Origin of the sequence: Streptomyces turgidiscabies Car8, from assembly GCF_000331005.1 — a bacterium.
GTDB lineage: Bacteria > Actinomycetota > Actinomycetes > Streptomycetales > Streptomycetaceae > Streptomyces > Streptomyces turgidiscabies.
In genome coordinates, this window is the sequence record NZ_AEJB01000361.1 from 502,689 (window position 1) to 524,919 (window position 22,231).

At 66.8% G+C, this 22,231-nt stretch carries 17 protein-coding genes; 9 read left to right on the forward strand and 8 right to left on the reverse strand.

Annotated features, from left to right (window positions below):
• Positions 1-475: 475 nt before the first annotated feature.
• A complete protein-coding gene (locus tag STRTUCAR8_RS52780) occupies positions 476-622 on the forward strand; it encodes a hypothetical protein (RefSeq protein WP_158697468.1) in 147 nt (48 codons plus the stop codon).
• A 27-nt stretch (positions 623-649) separates the two neighbouring features.
• On the opposite strand, the gene STRTUCAR8_RS26255 is transcribed toward STRTUCAR8_RS52780, so the two are convergent.
• The 6 genes from STRTUCAR8_RS26255 to STRTUCAR8_RS26280 form a co-directional block, all read right to left on the reverse strand.
• A complete protein-coding gene (locus STRTUCAR8_RS26255; RefSeq protein ID WP_199791710.1) occupies positions 650-1,036 on the reverse strand; it encodes a hypothetical protein in 387 nt (128 codons plus the stop codon).
• 462 nt (positions 1,037-1,498) lie between these two features.
• The gene (locus STRTUCAR8_RS26265; RefSeq protein ID WP_006378632.1) at positions 1,499-2,506 is read right to left on the reverse strand and encodes an NAD(P)H-dependent glycerol-3-phosphate dehydrogenase; all 1,008 of its coding nucleotides are present in this window, start codon (positions 2,504-2,506) and stop codon (positions 1,499-1,501) included.
• Between the two features lie 106 nt (positions 2,507-2,612).
• Positions 2,613-3,002, reverse strand: a complete 390-nt coding sequence (locus tag STRTUCAR8_RS54535) for a DUF6420 family protein (RefSeq protein WP_319355183.1) — start codon at positions 3,000-3,002, stop codon at positions 2,613-2,615.
• Positions 2,902-3,864: a hypothetical protein gene (locus STRTUCAR8_RS52790; RefSeq protein ID WP_006379077.1), complete on the reverse strand. Its 963-nt coding sequence runs from the start codon at positions 3,862-3,864 to the stop codon at positions 2,902-2,904. The genes STRTUCAR8_RS54535 and STRTUCAR8_RS52790 overlap by 101 nt, the downstream gene beginning before the upstream one ends.
• A gap of 246 nt (positions 3,865-4,110) precedes the next feature.
• Positions 4,111-4,647 (reverse strand): hypothetical protein, encoded by a 537-nt coding sequence (locus STRTUCAR8_RS52795; RefSeq protein ID WP_158697469.1) that lies wholly within the window; start codon positions 4,645-4,647, stop codon positions 4,111-4,113.
• Positions 4,648-4,787: 140 nt separating this feature from the next.
• Complete coding sequence (locus STRTUCAR8_RS26280) at positions 4,788-5,237, reverse strand: homing endonuclease associated repeat-containing protein (protein ID WP_006378593.1); 450 nt, start codon at positions 5,235-5,237, stop codon at positions 4,788-4,790.
• Between the two features lie 622 nt (positions 5,238-5,859).
• Between STRTUCAR8_RS26280 and STRTUCAR8_RS26285 the strand changes: the two genes are divergently transcribed.
• The 5 genes from STRTUCAR8_RS26285 to STRTUCAR8_RS26305 all read left to right on the forward strand — a co-directional run bounded on the left by STRTUCAR8_RS26285 (position 5,860) and on the right by STRTUCAR8_RS26305 (position 11,693).
• Positions 5,860-6,693, forward strand: coding sequence for a hypothetical protein (locus tag STRTUCAR8_RS26285; protein WP_006378760.1), 834 nt, complete (start codon positions 5,860-5,862; stop codon positions 6,691-6,693).
• Between the two features lie 294 nt (positions 6,694-6,987).
• Positions 6,988-7,395, forward strand: a complete 408-nt coding sequence (locus tag STRTUCAR8_RS26290; protein ID WP_006378868.1) for a hypothetical protein — start codon at positions 6,988-6,990, stop codon at positions 7,393-7,395.
• 17 nt (positions 7,396-7,412) lie between these two features.
• Complete coding sequence (locus STRTUCAR8_RS26295; protein ID WP_241784706.1) at positions 7,413-8,549, forward strand: hypothetical protein; 1,137 nt, start codon at positions 7,413-7,415, stop codon at positions 8,547-8,549.
• Positions 8,546-9,100: a helix-turn-helix domain-containing protein gene (locus tag STRTUCAR8_RS26300; RefSeq protein WP_006379184.1), complete on the forward strand. Its 555-nt coding sequence runs from the start codon at positions 8,546-8,548 to the stop codon at positions 9,098-9,100. The genes STRTUCAR8_RS26295 and STRTUCAR8_RS26300 overlap by 4 nt, the downstream gene beginning before the upstream one ends.
• 217 nt (positions 9,101-9,317) lie before the next feature.
• Positions 9,318-11,693: a DNA topoisomerase gene (locus STRTUCAR8_RS26305; RefSeq protein ID WP_006379259.1), complete on the forward strand. Its 2,376-nt coding sequence runs from the start codon at positions 9,318-9,320 to the stop codon at positions 11,691-11,693.
• A gap of 244 nt (positions 11,694-11,937) precedes the next feature.
• Here the strand turns inward: STRTUCAR8_RS26305 and STRTUCAR8_RS26310 are convergent, their stop codons facing one another.
• Complete coding sequence (locus STRTUCAR8_RS26310; RefSeq protein WP_048818822.1) at positions 11,938-12,834, reverse strand: hypothetical protein; 897 nt, start codon at positions 12,832-12,834, stop codon at positions 11,938-11,940.
• Between the two features lie 134 nt (positions 12,835-12,968).
• On the opposite strand from STRTUCAR8_RS26310, the gene STRTUCAR8_RS26315 reads away from it, so the two are divergent.
• Positions 12,969-17,402 (forward strand): AAA family ATPase, encoded by a 4,434-nt coding sequence (locus tag STRTUCAR8_RS26315; protein ID WP_059073245.1) that lies wholly within the window; start codon positions 12,969-12,971, stop codon positions 17,400-17,402.
• A gap of 262 nt (positions 17,403-17,664) precedes the next feature.
• Here STRTUCAR8_RS26315 and STRTUCAR8_RS26320 read toward each other — a convergent pair whose 3' ends face one another.
• On the reverse strand, positions 17,665-18,498 hold the full coding sequence (locus STRTUCAR8_RS26320) for a hypothetical protein (RefSeq protein WP_059073244.1): 834 nt from the start codon (positions 18,496-18,498) through the stop codon (positions 17,665-17,667).
• Positions 18,499-18,963: 465 nt separating this feature from the next.
• On the opposite strand from STRTUCAR8_RS26320, the gene STRTUCAR8_RS26325 reads away from it, so the two are divergent.
• Together STRTUCAR8_RS26325 and STRTUCAR8_RS26330 are read left to right on the forward strand one after the other, a co-directional pair.
• Positions 18,964-19,863 carry a hypothetical protein gene (locus tag STRTUCAR8_RS26325; protein ID WP_006379211.1) on the forward strand — a complete coding sequence of 300 codons (900 nt, stop codon included), beginning with the start codon at positions 18,964-18,966 and terminating at the stop codon, positions 19,861-19,863.
• A 55-nt stretch (positions 19,864-19,918) separates the two neighbouring features.
• Positions 19,919-22,213, forward strand: coding sequence for a hypothetical protein (locus STRTUCAR8_RS26330; protein WP_241784707.1), 2,295 nt, complete (start codon positions 19,919-19,921; stop codon positions 22,211-22,213).
• Positions 22,214-22,231 lie beyond the last annotated feature (18 nt).

Genomic DNA, 22,231 nt, shown 5'->3' on the forward strand with positions numbered 1-22,231 from the left:
CGGTGTTGTTGGTGTAGGCGGAGGAAAACCTTCCGGGCCCGGGTGGCGAACAGCAGGTCCACCAGCTCGCCGGTGCGGCGGTCGGTGAACTTCGGCTGCTCCGGACGGATCGCCTGCCACGCACCGAGGGCCTGACCGAGGATCGGATCGACCGGCTTGGTGAACGCGGTGCCGGTCTTGTGCATCGGCACGTCCAACAGGCAGACCGCGTCGCGGGCCAGGATCTGGCCAGGGGCACCGGAAGTCCCCCTGCGTCGCCAGATGGCGCAGGGGGGCTGCTATTTTTCCAGCTCACAGCCCTCTCCGCGAGGGTGATGCCAGGGAGTTCTCAGGGGGTGGGAGTCCGACGAGGGAGTTCTCAGGGGGGTCCCGAGCGAAAGACACTGGAACATCGGGAAACACCAAGAAACACGCTCTGGTCCTGTTCACAGCCCCATAAGAAGATCCCACCGCAGCTCAAGCCCGCTCCTTCAGTATGTACAAGAAGTGCGTCGGGCTCTACACCCACGACCCCGCCGTCGTCGTCCAGTTCGTCGCCGTCGAGGACGACGGGACGCGCCGGATCATCCGCAAGTGGGTCGTCGACCGGGAGGTCGTCACCGAGGAGGGCGATCCGCTGTAGAACCCCGCCCGGGCGCCGTCGCCGGGGTCAGCCCGTGAAGGCGAGGTAGGGGCCGACCGTGAGGCCGGAGAACGTCAGGAGCTGACGCGGCTTGAGGAGGGTGAACCCGGCGTGCAGGGTGATGCCTGCCGCGACGGCATACGGCGTGGTCCGCGGGATCAGCAGCACAATGGGCAGCACGATCTCGGCGGCGATGACGGTGACGGCGACCAGGCGCCACAGGCGGATGTCGCGGGGCGTGAGGTTGCCCGTGTGCCGGAGGACGACGCCGGGGATGGCGTTCTGGCGGCGGTACGGAAGCTGGTCCTTCAGCTGGGTGTAGGCATACATCCACTGGGCGAGGTAGAGGCCGGTGCGGAACTGGACGGAGCGGATCTTCTGCACGGCGCTGTTCCAGTAGAGGTCGGCGGTCACGAGCGCGAGAAGGATTTGGGCCGCCGGGATCGGTCGGGCTGCGGAAGCCGGACGCGAGGGCGTCAAAGAACCACACGGCTGTCCCTCACCTCGATGGGCTGCTCGCCGTTGACGGACAGGACCCGGCCGTCTCCCTCGATCCGGTCGTAGCGGCCGGTGCGCATCAGGTGGTCGATGACCGTCTGGAGCTGGGGCGGGGGCAGCAGGAACGGTCCCTGGTGAGAGGAACGCGTACGGATTGACGGACTCGGTCCGGTCGCCCTTGGTACCAGTGAGCGTGACGATCACGAACGTGGCCCGGGAGAACAGCGGGTAGCGCATCCAGCGGCCGGGCCTGCGGGTGAAGCCGGTAGCCATCCCAGCCACCACGGCTGCGGTGACGGCGAGTTGGGCAGCGGACAGTACGTCTGCGGGCATGACAGGGAAACCTCCGGGCGGGAGGGACAAGGTGGTGGCGGGCCGCTACTCGGGCTTGGGGGGCCGCTGCATCAGTGCGGCGGCGGCCTCGCCAAGCGTGGCCTTGCCGTGCAGGACGGCGGTGACCACGGTCGTGATCGGCATGTCGACGCCGTGGGCGCGGGCAAGCTCGAGGATCGCCTCAGCGCTCTTGACGCCCTCGGTGGTCTGCCTGGTCGCGTTGGCGGCCTCGGCGAGGCTCAGGCCGTTGCCGAGGTGGGTGCCGAAGGTGCGGTTGCGGGAGAGCGGTGAGGAGCAGGTGGCCACCAGGTCGCCCATGCCGGACAGCCCGGCGAGGGTGGTGGGCTGCGCGCCCATCGCGGCGGCCAGACGCATGCTCTCCGCGAGCCCCCTGGTCATGATCAGGGCGGTGGCGTTGTGGCCCAGGCCCATGCCGGTGGCGATGCCGACGGCGAGCGCGATGACGTTCTTCAGCGCGCCGCCCATCTCGCAGCCGATCACGTCGGTGGAGGTGTAGGGCCGGAAGTAGGGGGTGTGGCAGGCCGTCTGGAAACGCTGAGCGGCGTCTTCGTCGGAGCAGGCGATGGTGGCGGCCGCGGGCTGTCGGGCCATGATCTCCCGGGCCAGGTTCGGGCCGGACAGCACCACGACCCGCTCGGCGGGCACGCCGGTCACCTCGCGGATGATCTCGCTGGCCCGTAGGTGGGTGTGTGTCTCGATGCCCTTCATCAGCGAGACGATCACCGTCTGGGACTGAAGGTGCGGCGTCCACGTCGCCAGGCACTGGCGCAGGGACTGCGCGGGCACGGACAGCACGAGGAAGTCCGCGCCGTCCAGCGCGGCGGCCGGGTCGGTCGTGGCGGTGAGCGAGGCGGGCAGCTCGATGTCCGGGAAGTAGTCCGGGTTGCGGTGGCCACCGGTGATCGCTGCGGCGATCTCGGCGCGGCGGGCGTGCAGGACGGTGCTGGTGCCGGCGTCGGCGAGGATCGTCGCCGCGGCGGTGCCCCAGGAACCGGCGGAGAACACCGCTGCTCGGGCGGGGTACTGGCTCACGGCTCGGTCCTCTCGTCCATGGCGTGGCCGCCGTTCTGATGGCCGGGCCCGGTCATCGTATCGACGCCGGGCCGTGGTGAACGCTCTTCGGCGGGGCGGCGCAGCGTCAGCAGGACCGCGCGCCGTCCAGGCAGCAGGGGAAGGCTGCGGTGGGCCGTGGCCAGCATGTTCTGTGCCTCGGTGTCGCCGAGCTCGCGGACGAGGGTGGCCGCGTGGCGGATCCACAGCCGGAACACCCGCTCCCAGGTGGCGGGTTCGTCCGGGCGTTCGTCGACGTGTTCCAGGACGAGTCCGGCGGCCCGGGCAAGCCGCTTGTAAGCGGCGTTCTTCTCGTCGGTGAACTGAGAGCGGGACAGCCCATGTGGTCCAGCGTGATCCGGATGTGAGGGCGCATTTCAGCCGGGCGAATATTGTGCCGCCCGCCGCCGGGCGTGACGTAGCGGCCGGGCGTCACCGGGGCGTACGGATGGATCAGCGGTAGATCCTGATCCACCACGTGCAGGGCGGGCAGTCCGCCGTACTCGATGGGTAGGGGCCTGCGATGCCGTTGTGCTCGATTGCCAGGAAATGCGAGTGGGCGACGGCGCGGCGATACGTCGCGGTGAATCCGGTGCGTCTTCGCTCTGTACGTACGTGGGACGGCTCGATGGTGGAGGTCGCTGAGCTGGCCCCGGCGGACGTGCGGACGATGCCGCTGCCAGCGGGCAACCGTTGTTAGTCGGTGCTGCAACGTCCATAGAAGCAGCGATCCAGTCCCCTGTGCGGGCGACGCTAACGATCAGCGCCATGTCCTCGGCGTCTCGCCATTCGCCGATCACTCTCCACCCAGCATCGCTCAGAAGCCGCTCAGCCTCGCGCCTGCCGTCCTCAGGGTCTCCGCCTTTGGCGGCGATCGTGGTGCGCTCGCTGAACGCAGCAGGCGTGTCATAGTCGGGCGACCATGCCCGCTCGTCCCCCGGGTGCTCGCCGGTCAGCTTGTCCTGCCATACCGAAACATCCATGTGTGGCTGAGAGAGGTGACCGGTGCCGTAGGTCATCCAGGCACTGAAGTGTGGGCGGCTCGACCATTCGGCCTCACGCTCGTTCTCCAGGTCCCAACGCTTGAACAGCTCGCCGAGCTGAGCGTAGATATGACGGGCCTGCGTCTCGCTCAGAGTGAGTGTGCCGCCCCGGAGACTGCCGTCTTCGGTGGGGGCAATCGGTGCGTAGTACTCAATGCCTGCGCGGTACCGGGTGATGTCGCCGATGATCAGCTCATGGCGACCATGCAGCGACTGCTCCACCGGCAGCAGATGGTTGAGGTCGGCCTTGTAGTAAGGCGGAAGCTTGCGGACTTCGATGATGTCGCGTTCGGACATAAGGTTCCTCTTTCCTTTTGAGGTACTTTTCAGGTCATGCCTTCTTGTGCCGTGCCTGAGAGCACTTAGGCCAACCCCGGTAATGTCGTGCCATTCGGCGATGGACCGGGTCATTCCGAATGCGGTGAAGACTTCCGAGGGCTTCCTGGTATATATGCTGGGCCCTTCGACTAAATCGGGGGATTGAGTTCCCAAGCCCGACTCGCGCCGGGCTAGGAGACCTTGATGCCCCTCCAGGGCTGCTGGTTAGCGCGGCGCTTCGAACCGCAGCGTTAGTGTGGACGCTCGACCGCCGGTGTACGCATGGTCAGCCTTGTACTCGGTGATGGCAGTACCCCCGATGGTGAAATCATCACCTTCCAGCGGCCATGTGTACCGGCTCGGTGCTGCCTTGGTCGGATTCATCCTCACTTCTGATACACCGACTTCAGCAACGCTCAGTTGCCCCCGGAACTCGTTGGCCTCGTGACTGGTCCAGTGCACGGTCCAGCCCGATTGGACAAGCCCGATCAGTTTTTGGAGCCTTTCCATGTTTCCGGGGAAGATGACGTTTGCACCGGAGACCCTGGCGGATGTCTCTTTGACTCCCGGCTCAGCAAACAGCGGGCGATAGGACACACGACGATCCGGAAATTCCACGCCAGGCGGAATCTGATCGGCGTTCAGTCCCGGTTCGGCATCCCCGAACGGAACCAGAATCGGGGGAGCTGAGACACGCTCCACCTCGTAATGGCCAGCGTGCTTGTGGCCATCTCTGTAGCTGACCCTGGCGAGCCCATACACGGTCTCACCCTTCAAATGGACTCGTACGCGGAGACCCGTGAGAGGCCGCTTTTCGGTTGACATAACAGTTCCCCTTTCCAGATCCTTGCGGTTCAGCGCCCCATAAGGGGATCGAACGGTGTCGCAGATGCCGATGGATGTCAGCCGCAAGCCAGCTCTGTGGCTCGTGACCAACTGCCCATGCGGAAGCGGATGGTGGTGGCCGGCGGAACATCAGACTTCGGATTCGCCGGATCCGTGCGCCAGACCTCGTAGGCCGCCAGCGTCGTGGATCCTGTTTCCAGCAGACACCGACGGATCGCGGCGATCAGCTGCTCCTGGGTCCACTTCGTCGTCGCATCCCGCAGCTGTTCGGGCTGTGCGACCGCGTCGAGGCCCGCGAGCTCCAGCGCGCGGTTCCAGCTGCCGAAGCGGCGCTCGTAGAGCGGAGCCGACGGGTCGGCATCTCTGCGGCGCTGCTCGAACGTGCGACGTCCGAGGGTGCTCTCCCCCTGCGCCAGGCGGATGAGCACGCATAAGAGCTGCCGGTCGGTGTAGACGACCGGACCTGGCTTCATGGGCGCGGGGACGTGCGCAGCATGCATTGTCATGGCCGGTGCTCTCCTTCTGGAAGCGGGCGCGCGTCAGAGCGTGTGCACCTGCAGGAGCTGCTGGTCGCGGGTGATGGACGCGAACACCGCGTTGAAGGTCCGAGGGAACTGGCCGCAGCAGGTCGAGTCGTCCATCTCGACGGCGAGGTACGGCCGTTCCTTGAGCCAGGCTGCGGCCTGCTGGTCGACGTAGACCGGGTTCTCGCCCTCGAAGACGATCGGTACCAGGTCTTCTGGTCGTCACTCACGTGCAGCGTGAGCGTCAACAGGTCGACGTCAGTGGTGGTCCGAGCAGAAGCAAGAGCAGTCATGGCGAGCAGTCCTTCGTGGGGGGAGATGAGAAGCCCACGAACAGCCGCCCGGCAGGGGGCCACCCGCAGCTGACACGCGCACGACGTGTCACAGAGCCCTCCGGATCAACTCCGTTGATCGCCAAGCGCCAAACAGACCCGCAGGCACTCTGCGCGCCCGAGCCCCGCTCTGCCCATCCTCTGCATCCTCTGTCTCATGGCATTCCGACTCACCACAGGATGCCATTCAATAGGTATTCGAATAGGATGCCCTCAGAGACCAGTCGGTGCAATCGGACCGGTCGGCAACAGGAGATGCGAGGTGAGAAGCGATGAAGACCTGGAGGACGAGGAAGGCTGCACCCGCGGCCGCAGCACTCGCTGTGGCGGCGGGCGTTCTGCTCGCCGGATACTCCAGTGGCGACGGCACCACAACGCAGGCGCCGTCTGCGCCGAGTCCGACCACGAGCACCGCCAAGGTCACCGACAAGGCCCTCGACGAGGCGCTGAACAAGCTCGCCTTCCAGGGCACCGGGAGTTCCAGAGAGGACGGCGGGGCTTGCCTAGCCAGCGCAGCGCGGAAGGCGGGAATGCCGGAGGAGTCGCTGGACTACGTCGTCAAGGTCGACAGCGACGACATGGGTGCAGTCATCGACGGACTGAACAAGGTGAGCGAGGACGACGCTGCGCTCCTGGCGTCGCGGTCGCTGCGCGAGGACTTCGACGCGTGCATCGACAAGGCTGTACTTCCGAACGGCAGCAGCCTCAAGACCCAGAGCTACGTGCCGCCAAAGGGAGCCGCGAAGCCTGTAGCCGGTCAGCCGAACCTGGAGCCGGCTTACCCGGTCCGCGCGAATCAGCCGGTCAACTCGTCCATCGAGCTCAGCAAGGGCCTGGTCTCCATGTTCTCCTCCTACGCCCGGGACGAGGGCCAGAGGAAGACCTACGCGGCGGCCGGCCAGTGCCTGTCGACCTTGGTGTACAACGCGGGCTTCAGCCAGGAGGTGCTGCACTTCTTCGCCGGCGGAGCGCCCCTCGGCACCGGGTCGATCGTCGAACACCTGCCGAACGACAAGGACAAGGCGATCTGGCAGTCGCCGAGGTTCACCCAGGGACTCGTCGACTGCACGACGAATGCGACGCCGACTCCCATGCCCGGCCCCTGAGCGGGAGTCCATCAGGCAGACGAAGGGCCCGGTGCGATGTGTCGCACTGGCCCTTTTCTCTTTTCGCCGCCACACGAAGGTGGGTGCGGTCCGCAGCAGGTGGCTCCGTCCGAGAGGAAAGGAATCGAGCAGGGCCACCTGCTGCGGCGATGCGCCGCCAGGGGGGGACTGACTGGGCGCGGCTGCGACTCTACTGGCATTCGCGCCGAAACACAAAGATCGCAGATGGCTTATAGCTTGGCATTGATAAGATGGCTTGATAGATCAGTCGAACAAATCAAGGAGAAGCCGCGCATGACCGTCGCACAGGAGTTGGAGAAGACGACGCAGCCCGTGCGCGGCACGAAGAAGAAGCCGCCGGGCGCGACGCAGAGCAGCAGTAGTGGCCGCCAGGGCATGTTCGTCCGGCTGGATCCGGACGACAAGCAGCGCGCGGAGTACTGGGCTGACAAGCGCGGGTTCTCCTCGGTGAACGAGTACGTGGCCGAGGCGGTGGTCGAGAAGATCCGGCGCGAGAACCTCGACTACGACCTGCCGACCCTGGAGATCGCGCGACTCAACGAGCTTGTCGACCAGGTCGCGGCGCTGGCGAAGAACTCGGCGAACCTCGAACGCGTCGTCACCACAGGCTTCGACTCCCTAATCGGGCTCACCCGCGGCGACAACTACCTCCTGGATGACGAGGACGGTGAGCTCGGATGAGCCGGGACTTCGCAGAGATGCTGGAAGCGGCCACACCCACCGCCGAGGTGATGGAGGTGGACACGTCCTTCCTGGACGCCTACCGACGCGGCGGGAGCGAGGAGCTCAAGCGCGTCCAGGCCCAGGCGGCACAGTCTGAGCCTGGGGTGGCAACGCCCGAGCCGGAGGCGCAGCTTGATGAGGCCGGCGACGCCGACTCTCAACCCGAGGTTGAAGGTCTGCAGGCTGATCTCGATGAGGACGTCGAAGAGGATCGCCTGGACCTGGAGCCGGACTACGAGCCCGGCGCCGGCGACTCCGAGCGGGCCAGCGGATCCAACCTGCGTGGTGGTGGTGACGGTGGTGGACAGGGAGGAACTGCCGGGGTGCTCCCGGGCGGTGCGGCCGATGCTGTTCCGGCTCCCGGGGCACAGCCGGACGTCGAGGACGCTGCCGCGGCGGAAGTCACTTCTCACGACGTTGTCGCCACACCGGATGAATCCGGGCATGTAACGCCCAGCTCGCTCCAGCTCACCGACCATCAGGACGCCGTGCAGAGTGCGGCATCGAAGGGTGGATCGGGCAGCACAGCCGAGACCGCCACGCTCCCCCAGTCGGGCTTCCGGCTCGCCGGCGTGCAGAGCCAGCCGCACATCAAGGCGCTGCCCGAGAGCATCATGAACGCACTGCGGGAGCAGCTGCGAGCAGCCGCAGTCCGTGAGCTGGGCGTGAGCGACGGCGCTGCTCGGGAGTTCAGCCAGCGGCTGAGCCAGGGCACGCTGGTGACGGCGTTTCTGCTGGCGCAGCTCGACTTGCGCCTTGATGCCGACCCGGCCACCGAGCGCGCCGTCGAGCTGTTCCGCTCCCGCGACCCGCTGCTGGGCAGCGTGGTGGCACGCCTGGCGAACATCGAGACCGCTGAACGCGAGCGGGACGGGTTACTGCGCAAGCTGCGCGACGAGTTGGGCGAGGTGCGCCAGACCAGCGCGGTGGTCGAGCAGGCGCTGGCGTACTCCATCGCCGATCGTACGGAGAACTTCCTGCGGGGCTCGCACAACCTCCACGACGCGCCGATCACGCACAAGGAGGCGATCTACCTCCGGGACATGGCCCGCGAGGCGACCAGGAAGCAGCTGAGGCTCGAACGCGAGCGGGAAGGACGGCCGATTCGATGACCACGACGAGCAAGGAGAAGCTCTTCCCCGCCCGGCAGCGCTGCAAGACGTGCGGCAAGGGTCTGGGCCTCCACGCCCAGGACCCGGTGTACCTCGGCCTGTACTGCACTCCGCGGTGTGCGGGTATGGCCGCGCCGGCCTCGCGCCCCGAGGACGCTCCGCGCGGATGCCGGACGCAGCGCGAAGGGACGTGGGCCTTCAAGCGCCGCTACCGGAGTGAGCAGGAGATCCCCGCGAAGCTCCGGGAAGATGCGTCGACGAGCTGGTATTGGTGCGAAGAGAGTTGTGGCGCGATCCATGTCGGCCACACGCGCATGGGCGAGCGGGAGAAGTTCCGGATGTTCGAGGACCTGACCGCGGACCTGCCGGATCTACTGATCAAGCTTAGGGGTGAGGCCACACGCAAGCAGGTCGCCGAGGTGGCCGGCGTGCGGCCCGTCCGACTGAAAGAGCTGGAGGAAGGCCTGAAGCACCCTGAGGGTCTCGAGACGCTCGGCAAGGTGCTGCGGGTGTACCGCGTCCGGCTCGGAGTGGCGATGCCGACTCGGTAGGAGCGCTCGACAGACGACGGCCCCGAGAAGCACAGCTTCTCGGGGTCTTCTCTTTTTTTCACAAGCGGTGATTGCTCGAGCAGCGTGCCGGAGCTGCCTTTCGCTGCATGACGCTCACGCCATTCAAAGCCTTTTAGTGCCCCTTTTGACTCCCATTCGGTATGCCCTTTCAAGTAGGCTCGTACTCGTTTCTGAGTCATGATGAGAAGGAGTCGACATGGTCGCGATCGTGGTCGCAGAGAAGCCGAGCGCAGCGAGGAACATGGCCAGCGCCCTCGGCGGGACGAAGGGCAGCTACAAGGGCACGGCCTACGAGGTGGCGAGCCTCAGGGGTCATCTCTACGAGTTCGCCCAACCGCACGCGATGGTGGACTCCTCGCTCGCGGACGCCTATCTGAAGTGGGACCTGAGCAATCTGCCCTGGGATCCGGATGACCTGACGTGGAAGCGAGAGCCGCAGAAGAACGTCGCGGACGTCATCAAGACTCTGCGTTCTGCGCTCAGCCGCGGCGACGAAATCGTCATCGCCACGGATCTGGATCCGTCCGGTGAGGGTGATCTGCTCTTCTGGGAGGCGATCGACGAACTCGGCTTCCACGGCAAGCGGTTCAGCCGCATGGAGTTCACCGACGAGTCGAAGGCCTCGATCCAGAAGGCGTTCGAACAGCGCCGGCCGGTGAAGTCCATGCAGAACGAGGGCGACTACCGCAAGGCGATGTACCGCTCCCAGTGGGACTTCCTGTCCATGCAGTTCACGCGTATCGCCACGGCGATGGGACGCCAGTCCGGCCAGGACCTCGTGCTGCGCCAGGGCCGGCTGAAGTCGGCGATGGTCTCTCTCGTCGGCGACCAGCAGAAGGCTTATGACGCGTACGTCAAGAAGCCGTTCTTCCAGAACCGCTTCCGCGACGAGAACGACGTCATGTACACGAACCCTGATGAACCGCGGTTCGACCAGAAGGGCCAGGTGCCGCAGCAGTACGGCCCCTCCCCTGTCGTCCTGGACAGCAAGGCGGGCAAGAAGACCGCGCCGCCGAAGCTGCTCGACCTCGCTTCCTTGTCCTCGATGCTCGTCGGCAAGGGTGTGAAGGCGAACCTGACGCTCTCGACCTACCAGAAGATGTACGAGGACCAGGTCGTTTCCTACCCGCGCACGGAGGACAAGACGATCACGCCCGAGCAGTTCAAGGACCTCGCGCCGCTGATCGACAAGATCGCCGCCGTGGTCGGCGTCGACGCTGGGCTTCTGACGCATCGCCAGCCCCGGTCCACACACGTGAAGCCCGAGGGCGCGCACGGCGCGAATCGTCCGGGGCCGAAGGTGCCCTTCTCGCTGGACGAGGTCGAGCACAAGTACGGCAAGGCCGGACGGCTCATCTACGAGATGCTCGCGAAGAACTACCTGGCCATGCTCGCCGAGGACTACCTCTACGAGCAGCAGAAGGGCCACGTGGAGAAGTACCCGGACTTCGTCGGCATCGCCAATGTGCCCAAGAGCCCCGGCTGGCGGGCCGTGTTCGATCCGGACGCCGGCGACGACACGGCCGAAGGCGACGAGAACGAGTCCGGCAAGGGCCTGGGCCAGACCGCGGAGCCGTTCATCTTCGAGGGCGCGAACAAGCGCCCCGAGCATCCGACGATGAAATGGCTGATGAAGCAGCTGGAGAAGCGCGACGTGGGCACGGGCGCGACCCGCACCTCGACGTATTCCGAGGTCACCAACGGCAAGGCGAAGTACCCGCTGCTGACGGAGAAGGGCCGGAAACTCAGGCTGGCGCAGGCCGGCGAGATGAGCTGGCGGCTCCTGCCGGGCACACGCATCGGCGACCTCGGGCTCACCGAGAAGGTCTACGCCGACATGCGCGACATCGCCGCCGGGACGGCGACGGCCGAGGAGCGCCTGGCCGTCGTCGCCGACTGGGTGCGCGAGGACATCGCCACGATGACGAAGAACGCCACCTCTATGCGCGCCGAGCTGGGCCTGAAGAAGCAGGTGGTCGCCGCCCGCGCCGAGGGTGTGTGGCAGGCCGCTCCGGGTGGGCCGAAGAAGGTCGCCTTGAAGAAGATCTGGTCGGGCCACGAGTTCAGTGACGACGAGGTGGCGAAGCTGCTGGCGGGCGAGACGATCTCGTTCGAGGCCACGAACAAGGCGGGCAAGCCCTACACGGCCACCGGAGCGCTCGGCGTCGGCGACTTCAAGGGCCGCAAGTTCGTCGGGTTCCAGCTGGAGGTGCCGGACAAGCCGACGAAGTGGTCCGGCCGGACGTTCACGCCTGCGGAGGTCACGGCACTCTTGGCGGGCCAGGCGCTGGAGATCGACGACTTCGTCAGCGCGAGGACCGGTAAGACCTTCGGCTGCAAGGTCAGCTGGGACGCGAAGGCCAAGAAGATCGTCCCCGACTTCGGCTCCGGCGACGAGCCGCCGCGGTCCTGGTGTCAGGTGACCTTCACCGACGCGCAGCGCAAGGACCTGGCAGCCGGCAAGACCATCCAGGGCACGGGGTTCGTCTCGTCGAAGGGCAAGACCTTTGACGCGAAGGTCGCCTGGAAGGAAGAGGGCGGCAAGAAGAAGATCGTGCCGTTGTTCGGCTGATGCCCGGACAGGCGCTGACGAGCAGCAGCGGGTCCCGGACCTCGGGACCCGCTGCTGCCTTTTCACGACAGCGACAACAGAAGGATGTGATGAGGACGATGAACGACATCGTGCAGCTGGGAGATCAGGTGGGCCTGATCGGCGATGTCCAGGGCGACACCAGGTCCCTGTACGACGTTTGGTTGCGATCGCATCTGTCGCTCTTTTCCCGAGTGCCCGCAGAGCCGTCGTAAAGGCTGTGAGATCAGCCCTTGGGGAGCATGGGGCCACGCGTCATGTGGCTGTGCACGGCGGCTGCCACCGGCTGCTGTTCCAGGTAGCGCCCTGCCGCATGCGGGTCGTCTTGATTGTCCACGGCCACGTCGGTCACGCCTGGTGCGATTGCGGAGAGTCCCACACCGGCGGTGACGGGATCGTTGGGGTCGAAGACGTTCAACCAGCGCACGTTTGAGGGTAGTTGAAGCTCGTCAGATGCGCGTACCCCGAGTTTGCGCCGCAATGGAAGCCATGCCAGGGGCGATCCGCAGGTGATGAGCATGCTCACGCCGCCATCAACGTCCGAGGGAATCCGGCCCCGTTGGAACATGTCGTACACGATGACGCTGCCCAGGGAGTGAGCGATGATCAGGCTGGCGCCGCTCTGTTCCACCGCCTCGCGCACGCGGTCGCGGACGGTGTCCGCCATGCCTTCGTACTTGGATTTGGCGCTGAAGTAGCCGTACACCTCACTGACCCTGCTGAGCAGCGCCTTCCCCACTCCAGGGCCGCATCTGCGGTCGATACGCGCGAGCGCCGCCGTGATGCGGGGCGAGACAGGCGGAGGTGCGCCCAAAGTGCCGGCCGCCGGCCGCTCTCCCAGCACGGGTGGCGTGTGGGCCTCCAAGGCCTGCGCCAGCAGTTCCAGCTGTTCCTCGTCGGTTTCGGCCAACCACTCGGACGGGTCGTCGTCGCCGAGCTGGAAGCGCCCTTTGGGGAAGACGTCGCCGTAGTACGGGGTGATGACCGACGGTGTGGGGGACGTGGGGCCGCAGTGCAGGGATATGCCTTCCGCCAGAGCCAGGTTCCAGTCCTCGGCCAGCTTGAGGGAGTTGGTGTCGCGCTGGCGGATTCCGTGGACTCCCACCACATGCAGATCGCTCACTGGACCGGCCCCCTCTCTCCTCCGCCTCCCCTGGCGGCACGCCGATGATGCTACCGGTGGCCCGCCGCGCCGCGCCGTACGAGCGCGAAGGCGATCGTTCCCGGCGGTAGAGTGCCGCTTTCGAGCCGTAGGACATGGGCAAGCTGGGGGGCTTGATGAGCGGGGTGGCGCGTGCGTCCCGTCGGCTGATCGTCATCGCGGTGGACGACTACGCGGACGGCAACGCCGAGTTCACCAAGGGAATCAACGAGCAAGTGGGCGTCGTCACGGGCTGGTTGGCCGACTCCGCGCTGGGACCGGAGCGGCAGTTCTCGCTCCGGAGACCGGACGTGACGCTGCACTCGGTGCAGCAGGTACACCGGTTCCTGAACGTCCAGGACATCGCCGGTGCCAGGCGCAGGGAAGCGATCGTCATCTACATCACCGGTCACGGTCAGCGGGGACCGTCCTCGGGCCGGCACTACCTGCGCTTCGCCCGCACCGACGACGGCCGGCTTCCGGGCACCGCGCTGACCACCAGCGAGGTCATCAGCGCCGCGCTGGGCAGCTCGGCCGAGCATGTGCTGGTCCTTGTGGACTCCTGCTTCGCTGGGGCACTCGCCAACGATGTCCAGCCCGTACTGCGCGATCTGACATCCCGTCGCAAGCTGGCCTCGCTCGCCGTGGTCACGTCGGGCGACTTCGACGAACAGCCTCTTGTCGGGTCGTTCACCGAACTCCTCAGGCGCACCCTGGAGAAGATCGGAGCCGAGGAGACCGGGTTCGCGAAGCCATATCTGTCGCTTCGTGAGTGGCGGGAGGCCCTGGAGTCCGTACAGCGCGAGGACCACGGGCTGGTCGAAGCCAGGTGGGTGTGGCCGGAGCAGCAGCTCTCCGACGAGGCGAGCCTGTGCCTGCCGAACCCACGTTTCGAGGCTCCGCAGGATCTGGGGACCGCGGTGCGTGAACTGCCCGACGCCGCCGGGCTGTTCGACGGCTACTGGCGTGATCGCGCCTCGGGCCGGATCCACTCGGAGGACATGGGCTGGTACTTCAGCGGGCGCCATCACGAAATGCGCACGCTGACTGAGTTCGTCACCCGCGGCAGTGGTGTGCTCGTGGTGACGGGAGCGGCGGGCTCGGGGAAGTCCGCCCTGCTGGCCCGCCTGGTGACGCTCACTGATCCGGTTTTCCTCGACCAGCCCGACCTGTCCCGAGTGGCGGCGGCGGTCCCCGCGGACGAACGTCCTGCTGCCGGTTCGGTGGACGCCGCCGTCCTGGCGCGGAACAAGACCTCGCTGGGCCTGATCGAGGATCTCCTGCGGGTGCTGGAGGCAGAGGCCGCCCCCGACGGGACAGCGCCCCTCCAGGCTCTGCTGGAGTGCCTCACCGCGCGTGCCCGCGAGAACCGGGTGCCGACCCTCGTCATCGACGCGCTGGACGAGGCCCAGGACAGCCTCGCCTGCCTCAACGACGTCGTCCTGCCGATCGCACGGTTGCGGGTGGAGCGTCATAAGCCGTTGGTGCGGATGGTGGTGGGGGTGCGCAGCTCTCCTCACGACTCGCCCGACGTCGCGGAGCACCTCGTGGACGCGGACGCCGACGAGCTGCTGCATCGGCTGTGCTGGGCATTGGAGGGCGATCGTCTGCCGGTCCCGGTCACCGTGCAGCGCACGGACGGTCCCGGCGTCGCCGACGACATCGCCGCCTACGTCGAGGCCCTGCTCGCCGGAGACGAGGCCGGGCCCTACGCCGACAGGCGCGAGCAGGCCGGGATCGCTGCGCGTGCCGTGGCGCGTGCGGTGGCGCCGTCATTCCTGGACGGGCGGTTGGCCGCGGACCAGTTGCGGACCGCCCAGCATGTTCAGGAGGTGACCGCGCGGACTTGGCAGGAGCGTCTGAGCCGGGGCACGGTGGCGTTGCTCCACGAGGACCTCCACGAAGTGGCCCGTCAGCAGGGTCTGCCGGTGACCGTGCTGGTCAGAGTCCTGCGTGCCACGGCGTTCGGGGCCGGTTCCGGACTGCCCTGGGCGGAGGTCTGGCCCGGTGTCGCCCACGCGCTCGTAGCTCCTGGTGACAGCGGGGCGTCGGTGGAGGAACTTGCCGCCGCCATCCGCACCGTGCAGACGACTCGACTGACCGGCTATCTCGCCAGGAGCGAGGAGGATGGGCGCCTCACGTACCGGCCGGTGCACCAGCAGGTCGCCAAGGTTCTCCTGGAACAGCCCTCCTCTCTCGCCGGTACCTCACCCGTCGCACCCGGCGGTGATGAGGTGCCCCCGCCGCTCGCGGAGGAGCACGCCCGCATCACCCGTGAGCTGGCGCTTCTCCTCCCCGCGGAGCGCGCCACCGCGCACCCCTACGTCCGGCGGCATCTCGTGGCACACGCCACCGCCGGACACGTCCTGGACGACGAACACGTTCCCCTGCGACTGCTGTCCCAGGAGACCTCGCACACCCTGCGCGAACGACTGGGCCTACCGCTGCCCGAGGACCCGGAGGAGACCCACCGGACCCACGTCGCCGCGGCGGCACTGATCGAGCCCTATCTCACGGACGCCGTCGACCCGGCCTCCCGGCACAGCAGCATCGCTCTGCACGCACTGGCACTCCGGCACCGCGAGGAACCGCAGGAGCCGGGCGCCACGGTCTTGAGCCCGCGCATGGTGTGGTGGCGGTCCGCCACCAACGTCCTGGCCACCCCGGGACAGTATGTGCGCGCTCTCCTCACGATCGACGTGTCAACGGGACGCACCCTCGTCGTTGCCGGAACCAAGCAAGGGGCCCACGTCTGGGACGCGGCCGACGGCCAGCACCTGGCGGATCTCCCTGCCGGTCTCGTCGACGACCTGTGCGTCGTACGCGGGAACAGCAGAGCCTTCCTCGCCACCGCCGGACCTCGGGGTGTCGCGATCTGGGACCCGCTGTCCGGACTGCGGATCCACCACTCCAGTACGCCCGCCAGTGCGGTTCACGTCGTCACTGACGGTGAAGACCGGTGGCAGCTTCTCTCACGCTACGGCCACGGCCTCACCCGCTGGAAACCGGACCAGAACCGTTCCGAGACAGTGCCGTTCCCCACGGACGAAGCAGGTGGCCAGCGCCGTCCCGCGCACACCGTAATCCGCGACCGGAGAGGGCGACCGCTGCTCGTGTCGGCGGTCTCGGACGGACTGGTCCTGCAAAGTCTCGACGACGACGCGATCCACTCACGCGCGCGCATCGCTTGCCGTGACGTGCGCAGACTCCTGTGCCTGCGGCGCCCGGGGCGTACGGACATGGTGCTGGTGGCAAGTACCGGCCGCGTCCTGAGCTGGGATCCCGACACGGGGCAGGTGCTGCCGGTGGGCAAGGGGCCTGCCGCGTTTCCCGCACAGTTCGATCTCCCGGACGGCCGCGTGGTCATCGCTCTGGAGAGACGTCGACACCGGAGCGTGGAGGTGTGGGAACTCGGCGAGGGCGGCTGGGACTTGGTCGCCGACGTCACCGTGGGAGAGATCACCGGGCTGACGACGCTGCCGGCGGCGGACCGATGGCTCGTGGCCACGTCCGGCGAGGAAGGTCTGCGCCTGTGGCAGCCAAAACCGGCCACCCCCCGTACGCCGCCCGGAATGTCGGTGGGACCGGTCACCGCGCTGACGGCGCTTCGGATGCCTGCGGCGGACGGCCGGGGCCACCACCGATGGATCGTCGGCAACCTCGCCGGCGCCGTAGCCATGGATCTGGACGGCGGCAACAGCACCGATCTGGCCGTCGGCATGGTCGACGCGCTCCATCCGGTTTCTCCGGGGCGCGTGGCCGTCCGGGCCGGCACCGGCACCGGCACACGGATCTGGCAGCCTTGGACAGCGGGAGACCAGCAGGGTCCGCGGCCCGCCCCGGGAGGAAGCCACCTCGCGGTCTTCCAGCGACGCGAAAGCTCTTCGGACTCGTGTGTCGTCAACTGGCCACCAGGCTCGACCCACTTGGCCCGCGCAAGCTACAGCGGCATTTTTCTGGAGGATGTCGAGGGCGGACCAAGCGAGCTCATCACCAGTGTGGCCTTCCCAAGGTCCCGCGCGGTCGTGGCCCTGCCTGCGAGCGACGGAGTCACTCCGTGGCTTGCGATCGGCACGGACCGTGGTGTCAGCATCTGGGATCTGGAAGGCGCGAGAGAAGTCGTACATCTGCGGGTACGGGGGAGGCGACGCTCGGACACCTTGGCGCTGGCGGTCCTTCGATCGGCCGGCTCCGTTCTCCTGGCCGCGGCCGACCGCGAGGGCATTCACACGTGGGACACGGCCGACTGGGAACCGCGGGCGCGGATCACGACCCCCTGGACCAAGTCGCTGGCTTCCGTCACGCTCTCCCCCACCCGCGATGTACTCGCCAGCGGGAGTGGTCACGCCCTTCACCTGTGGGACCCGGTTTCCGGCGAGCTGTTGCACAGTCTGATCACCGCCGCGCCCGTCGACTCCATCGCCTCGGTGTACGAGGACGGCCAGGTCTCCCTCGCGATCGGCGGACCCGCGGGCCTGGCCGCTTTCCGCGTGAACCTGCCGTCTCCTGAGCCGTGGGCTCGGCGCGAAACAGGGGGAAGCGGAGGGTAGGTGCTCAGGCCCGGCCGGTGGCGCCGGTGTCCGGGTGATGAGTAAGAGGTGTGTGGGTTTCCAGGCTGCTGCGGGCCGGTACAGGGTGCGGTCCGAGGCTGTCGCCCGACTGCAGGGCCACCGGACCATCGGGCACAAGAGCAGCCATCTATTCTTGGTGACCTCACATCAGGAGGCGGCGGCATCGCCTGGCAAGTAGGGTCCGTCGGCGTAGTGACTCGTGGGTGGGTAGGCCGAGTCGGGCCCACTGCGAGGCGATCCCTCAGATGCGCGCGACGGAATTGACAGACGGTACCGACCTGGCGAAGGACTCCGAGCCGGTGACAGTCGGCCAGGAACATCCGCGGCTGCCAGTGCAGCCTCCCGCCGCCATGAGACAGAGCGTGACGGTGTAGCGAGGCCATGAGTAGGGGATGACGGCGAGTACCACGCCGAAGGCGCAGACGCTCCGGGGGTGGTCGTCGAAGCTCCCCAGGAACGTTGTCGCCGCGCTGGACTCTTGATGTTCGACGACATCCAGGGCTGTGCGGGACCGGAGGAACAGGAGGGAGCCGATGACGCAGCTGATCACCTTGACGAGCCGATCGCCGCAAACAAGCTTGGCCTGGGTGCTCAGGTCGTCCCTGGAGTCCGCGGCGTTCACCCATCGCAGTGTCGACTGGCCCAGCACCAGCACGGTGCCGATGAAGATGCCGTAGAGCCAGATCCTCGGTGGCGTGTGCCCGTCCACCATGAACGAGAACGTGGACGGGCCACAGCCGCCCAGAACCGCGGCGACAGCCACCGTAGTCGCCGTACGGCGCAGCCTGCAGCCCAGGTTGGCCAGGATGAGGGTTTCACGGCTCGGTGTTCGGGGCGAGGCAGGCAGTCCCGTGCGGAGGAGCACCATGAGCGACGTGAATCCGAGCCAGACGAGCGCGGAGAAGAAGACGTCCCACCTGAGCAGGTCGGGAAAGAGCGCCCACACGGACCCCGCGACTCCCACCAGCCCGCCGCAGGTACGCGCGACCGCCGCCGCAAGGACAGCGTGCTCCCTACACCACGTCCTGGCGCCGAGCCAGGCCGCGGCAAGGTGCATGACGATCAGAGCCACCACCCAGGGAAAGTCGAACCACAGGAACGCATTGGCGTAGGCCCGCAGGGGGACGCCGGAGGTGACCGCCCACGGTGCGCCGCCGAGGACGTAGAGCAGGCACGCGACGGTTCCCCACAGCAGGGACCCTGCCCACGGACGGGCGAGCGGCTGACACCAGCGGCAGAGCTGCCACCAGGCGAGATCATGCGTGCCCAGGCGGCGCAGGTCGCAGGCGAGGTGTGTGAGGCACCGGTGGGCGTCGTCCGGATCCAGCGGCCCGCGGACGGATCATGCCAGCCGCTCAGACGACACCCGATAACCCGGACTCGCCAGTCCGAGCCATCGAACGTCTCCATTCAAGCCCCTTTCATTCTCGATTCAAATGACCTATCTGAGATAGGATGCCATCTACACACCTCACGTATGAGGACTTTTCGATAGAACGAGCAATGGCCATTAAGGCTGCAGGGGGGAGATGAGAGATTCATGGCGAAACTGTCCTATAAGGTGCCGAGTTCGCTGAACAGGAGCTTCCTCGACCACGAGATCACGCTGAGCAAGGGAGGGTGGGCGGCCAAGCCCTCCCCGATCAAGCAACTGCTCTTCTTCGGCGGCGGCATCCTCGCCCTGCTGTGGTTCAGCACGTCGACGTTCGTCGCGAGCTCGGGCCCAGTCGCCATCACGTTCTTCGTCCTCTGGGGACTGGCGGCGATCGCCTACTTCGGCGGGCTGATGAAGACGAAGGAGCTGCGCATCATGCGCGTACCAGCCTTCCTGGCTTACCTGCCGCTGAAGGCCCGCCATGTCTTCACCCGTCGCGGCTCGAACCCCACGGACTTCTACTCGATCGTCGGCATCGACGGGATCGACGAGGACGGGCTGATCCACTTCTCCGACGGCGGCGAAGGTCGGGTCTACCTGGTCGTCGGCTCGGCTAGCTACCTGCTCTTCGACGAGGACCGGGTCGGGATCCTCGATCGGGTCGACTCCTTCTGGCGCAAGGTCGAGACGGCCTGCGAGCACAGCTTCATCACGACAAAGGAGCCGCAGCGGGTCTACCACCAGGTGGCGAACCTGGAACGGCGCAACCAGGCCCTGCAGGTCCGCGATCCCGATCTGATCGAGCTGCAGAACGAGCAATACGACATTCTCACGCAGCACGTGGGCGGGAAGTTCACCTCGATCCACCAGTACCTGCTGCTCAAGGGCAAGAACACCGACGCACTGCGCAAGGGGCACCAGGTCCTCCAGGCCGAGGTCGGCGGCTCGACTCTGATGATCAAGGAAGCCACGATGCTCGACCGCGAGGAGGCCCTGCCGATGCTCCGGGTCTTCTACCAGGGCATCGACGACGAACTGCTCGATCTCAAGGCGTCGCTGAACTGACCAGCGCCAGGCCAGCCACCACGACGAGGAACGAACGAAGGACACCATGGCGCTGATGACGAAAGTCCGGGCACAGCTCGGCATTCCGGGAAAGAAGCCTGACGAGACGAATGAGACCGCGGAGCTTGTGGTCGATGATCTGCGCGCGGACGGTGCTGCTCAGGCTGAGGGCGTGCAGGACGCTGCGCCGGCGGACGGCGCAGCCGATGAGGCCGCCGAGCCGAAGAAGAACTGGTGGCAGCGCCGCCGGGAGGTGAAGCACCTCCAGGGTACGTTCGACGCCTACCCTCACCTGCTCGCGCTGAAGCCGAAGGAGAAGTACCTCTTCCGCTCCGACTACTTCGAGGTCGACGGCTCGGTCGCCTGCATCCTGGCGTACTTCCACGACGACGCCGCGCACGACAACTTCGCCGCCTTCTGGGGTATCGACCGGATCCCGGACGGCCTGGACGAGCGGGTCACCGCCGTCGTGCTTGAGCAGGTCAAGCGGATGGATGAGAAGTGGATCGACTCGTACACCAAGCAGTCGGAGAAGCTGGACCGGCTGGATGCGAACGAGCAGGAGGAGACGGGCACGACCTCCTCCAAGCGCAAGGCCGCGAAGATCTCCGGTGACCTCGGGATCACGATCGGCGAGATCCAGGACGGTGCGAGCTACCTCTCGGTGCACAACCGGCTCTTCCTCAAGGCCCCCGATCTGGCGACCCTGGACGACACGATCGACCGGGTCACGCGTCTGTACATCGACCGATTCGGCACGCTGAAGGCTGCGCCCTACGCCGGCGAGCAGCGTCAGGAGCTCTCGGGCCTTTGGAAGAACAACGAGAAGAAGAAGGGCAAGGGCTTCCACTTCACCTCGACCGAGCTGGCCGGCTCGTACTCGCTGGTGACCAACGGCCTGAACGACAAGGGCGGCGAGTACGTCGGCTACATGGTCGGCGACGTCAACAACAGCGCCGTGCTCATGGACGTCAACGCCTACGACCACCACGCGATCGTCGCCGATGCCACGCTCAGCGAGTACCTCGACCGCCAGCGGGTGGCCAATATGTGGTGCTCGAAGATCTCTCAGGCGGCGCTGCTGAACAACGGCCAGGTCGTCCACCTCATCCTCGACGGGGCGAACCTCGACAAGCTCGGCCCGAAGTTCGAGCGGCTCACCTCGCGCGTGGACCTGAATCAGGGTGATGTGAACATGTTCGAGATGTTCGGCGAGGAGGAGGACGAGCTCATGGTCTTCTCCGCCCAGATGGAGAAGCTCAAGCTGATGTTCGAGCAGCTCTACGAGACCAGCGACGGAGCGATCGGTTCGATCATCCGCAGCGCCCTCGAAGACACCGCGACCGACTTCTACATCGAGCAGGGCATGTGGCGGCACAACGCCAAGGAGCAGCGTTACCGCCTGCGCGTGGTGAACATCCCGCACACCCAGGTGCCGCGTCTTCAGATGTTCGTCTCCTACTTGGCAACCGCGCACAAGGCACTGCTGAACTCCAGCAAGACCGACCCGGACCAGCTGCGCGCCTACAACGTGCTCAGGGGCATCGCCAACGCGATGCTGAGCACCAACGGCGACCTGTTCAACAACCACACGGCCTCGGCCGTGGACGGGGTCCGGGATTCGCGGCGCGTGGTCTACGACTTCTCGCGGCTCATGCGCCGCGGCAAGGGCGTGGCGATGGCGCAACTGGTGAACATCGTCGGCTTCGCCGTTGGCAAGCTGGGGCTCGGCGACACGGTGATCATCCACGGCACCGAGCACATCGACGACCGGGTGAAGAAGTACATCAAGGACCAGTTCGACCATATGTACGAGCGTGGCGGCCGGGTGGTCTACAGCTACAACGACGTCGACACGATGCTGGCCGACAGCGACTTCAACAAGTTCGACGCCGCGGACTACACGCTCTTCGGCCCGATGCGCGACGGCACGGTGGCGGAGTACCAGAAGCAGCTGCACCAGCGGATTCCACCGGATCTCGCCCAGCTCATCACGACCAAGGGCGAGAACCTCACGTATCTGCGCCGGGGCGTCTCCAACGTGGTCTTCCACCTGGACCTGGCACTGGGGATCAACCCTTACCGCGAGGCCCAGCGCAGGCAGGTCCGCCTGGAGGCGGCAAGGACCGAAGAGGCGGCGCGGATGGACGCGATCATGCACGACAAGCCTGCACCGGGCGCGAACCTCACCAGCATCCGGAAGCACAGCGAGGGCGGCGACGGCGAGCCTGACGCGGGCCAGAGCGACGGGGGCAAGCGCCGCGACGGCAAGAAGAGCCTGCAGGAGCCTGAGGGCGGCGCAAGGCGGCCAGCGAGGAAGCCAAAGCCCAAGAAGCTGGTCAAGGCATGAACGAGGTCAGCGCTGATA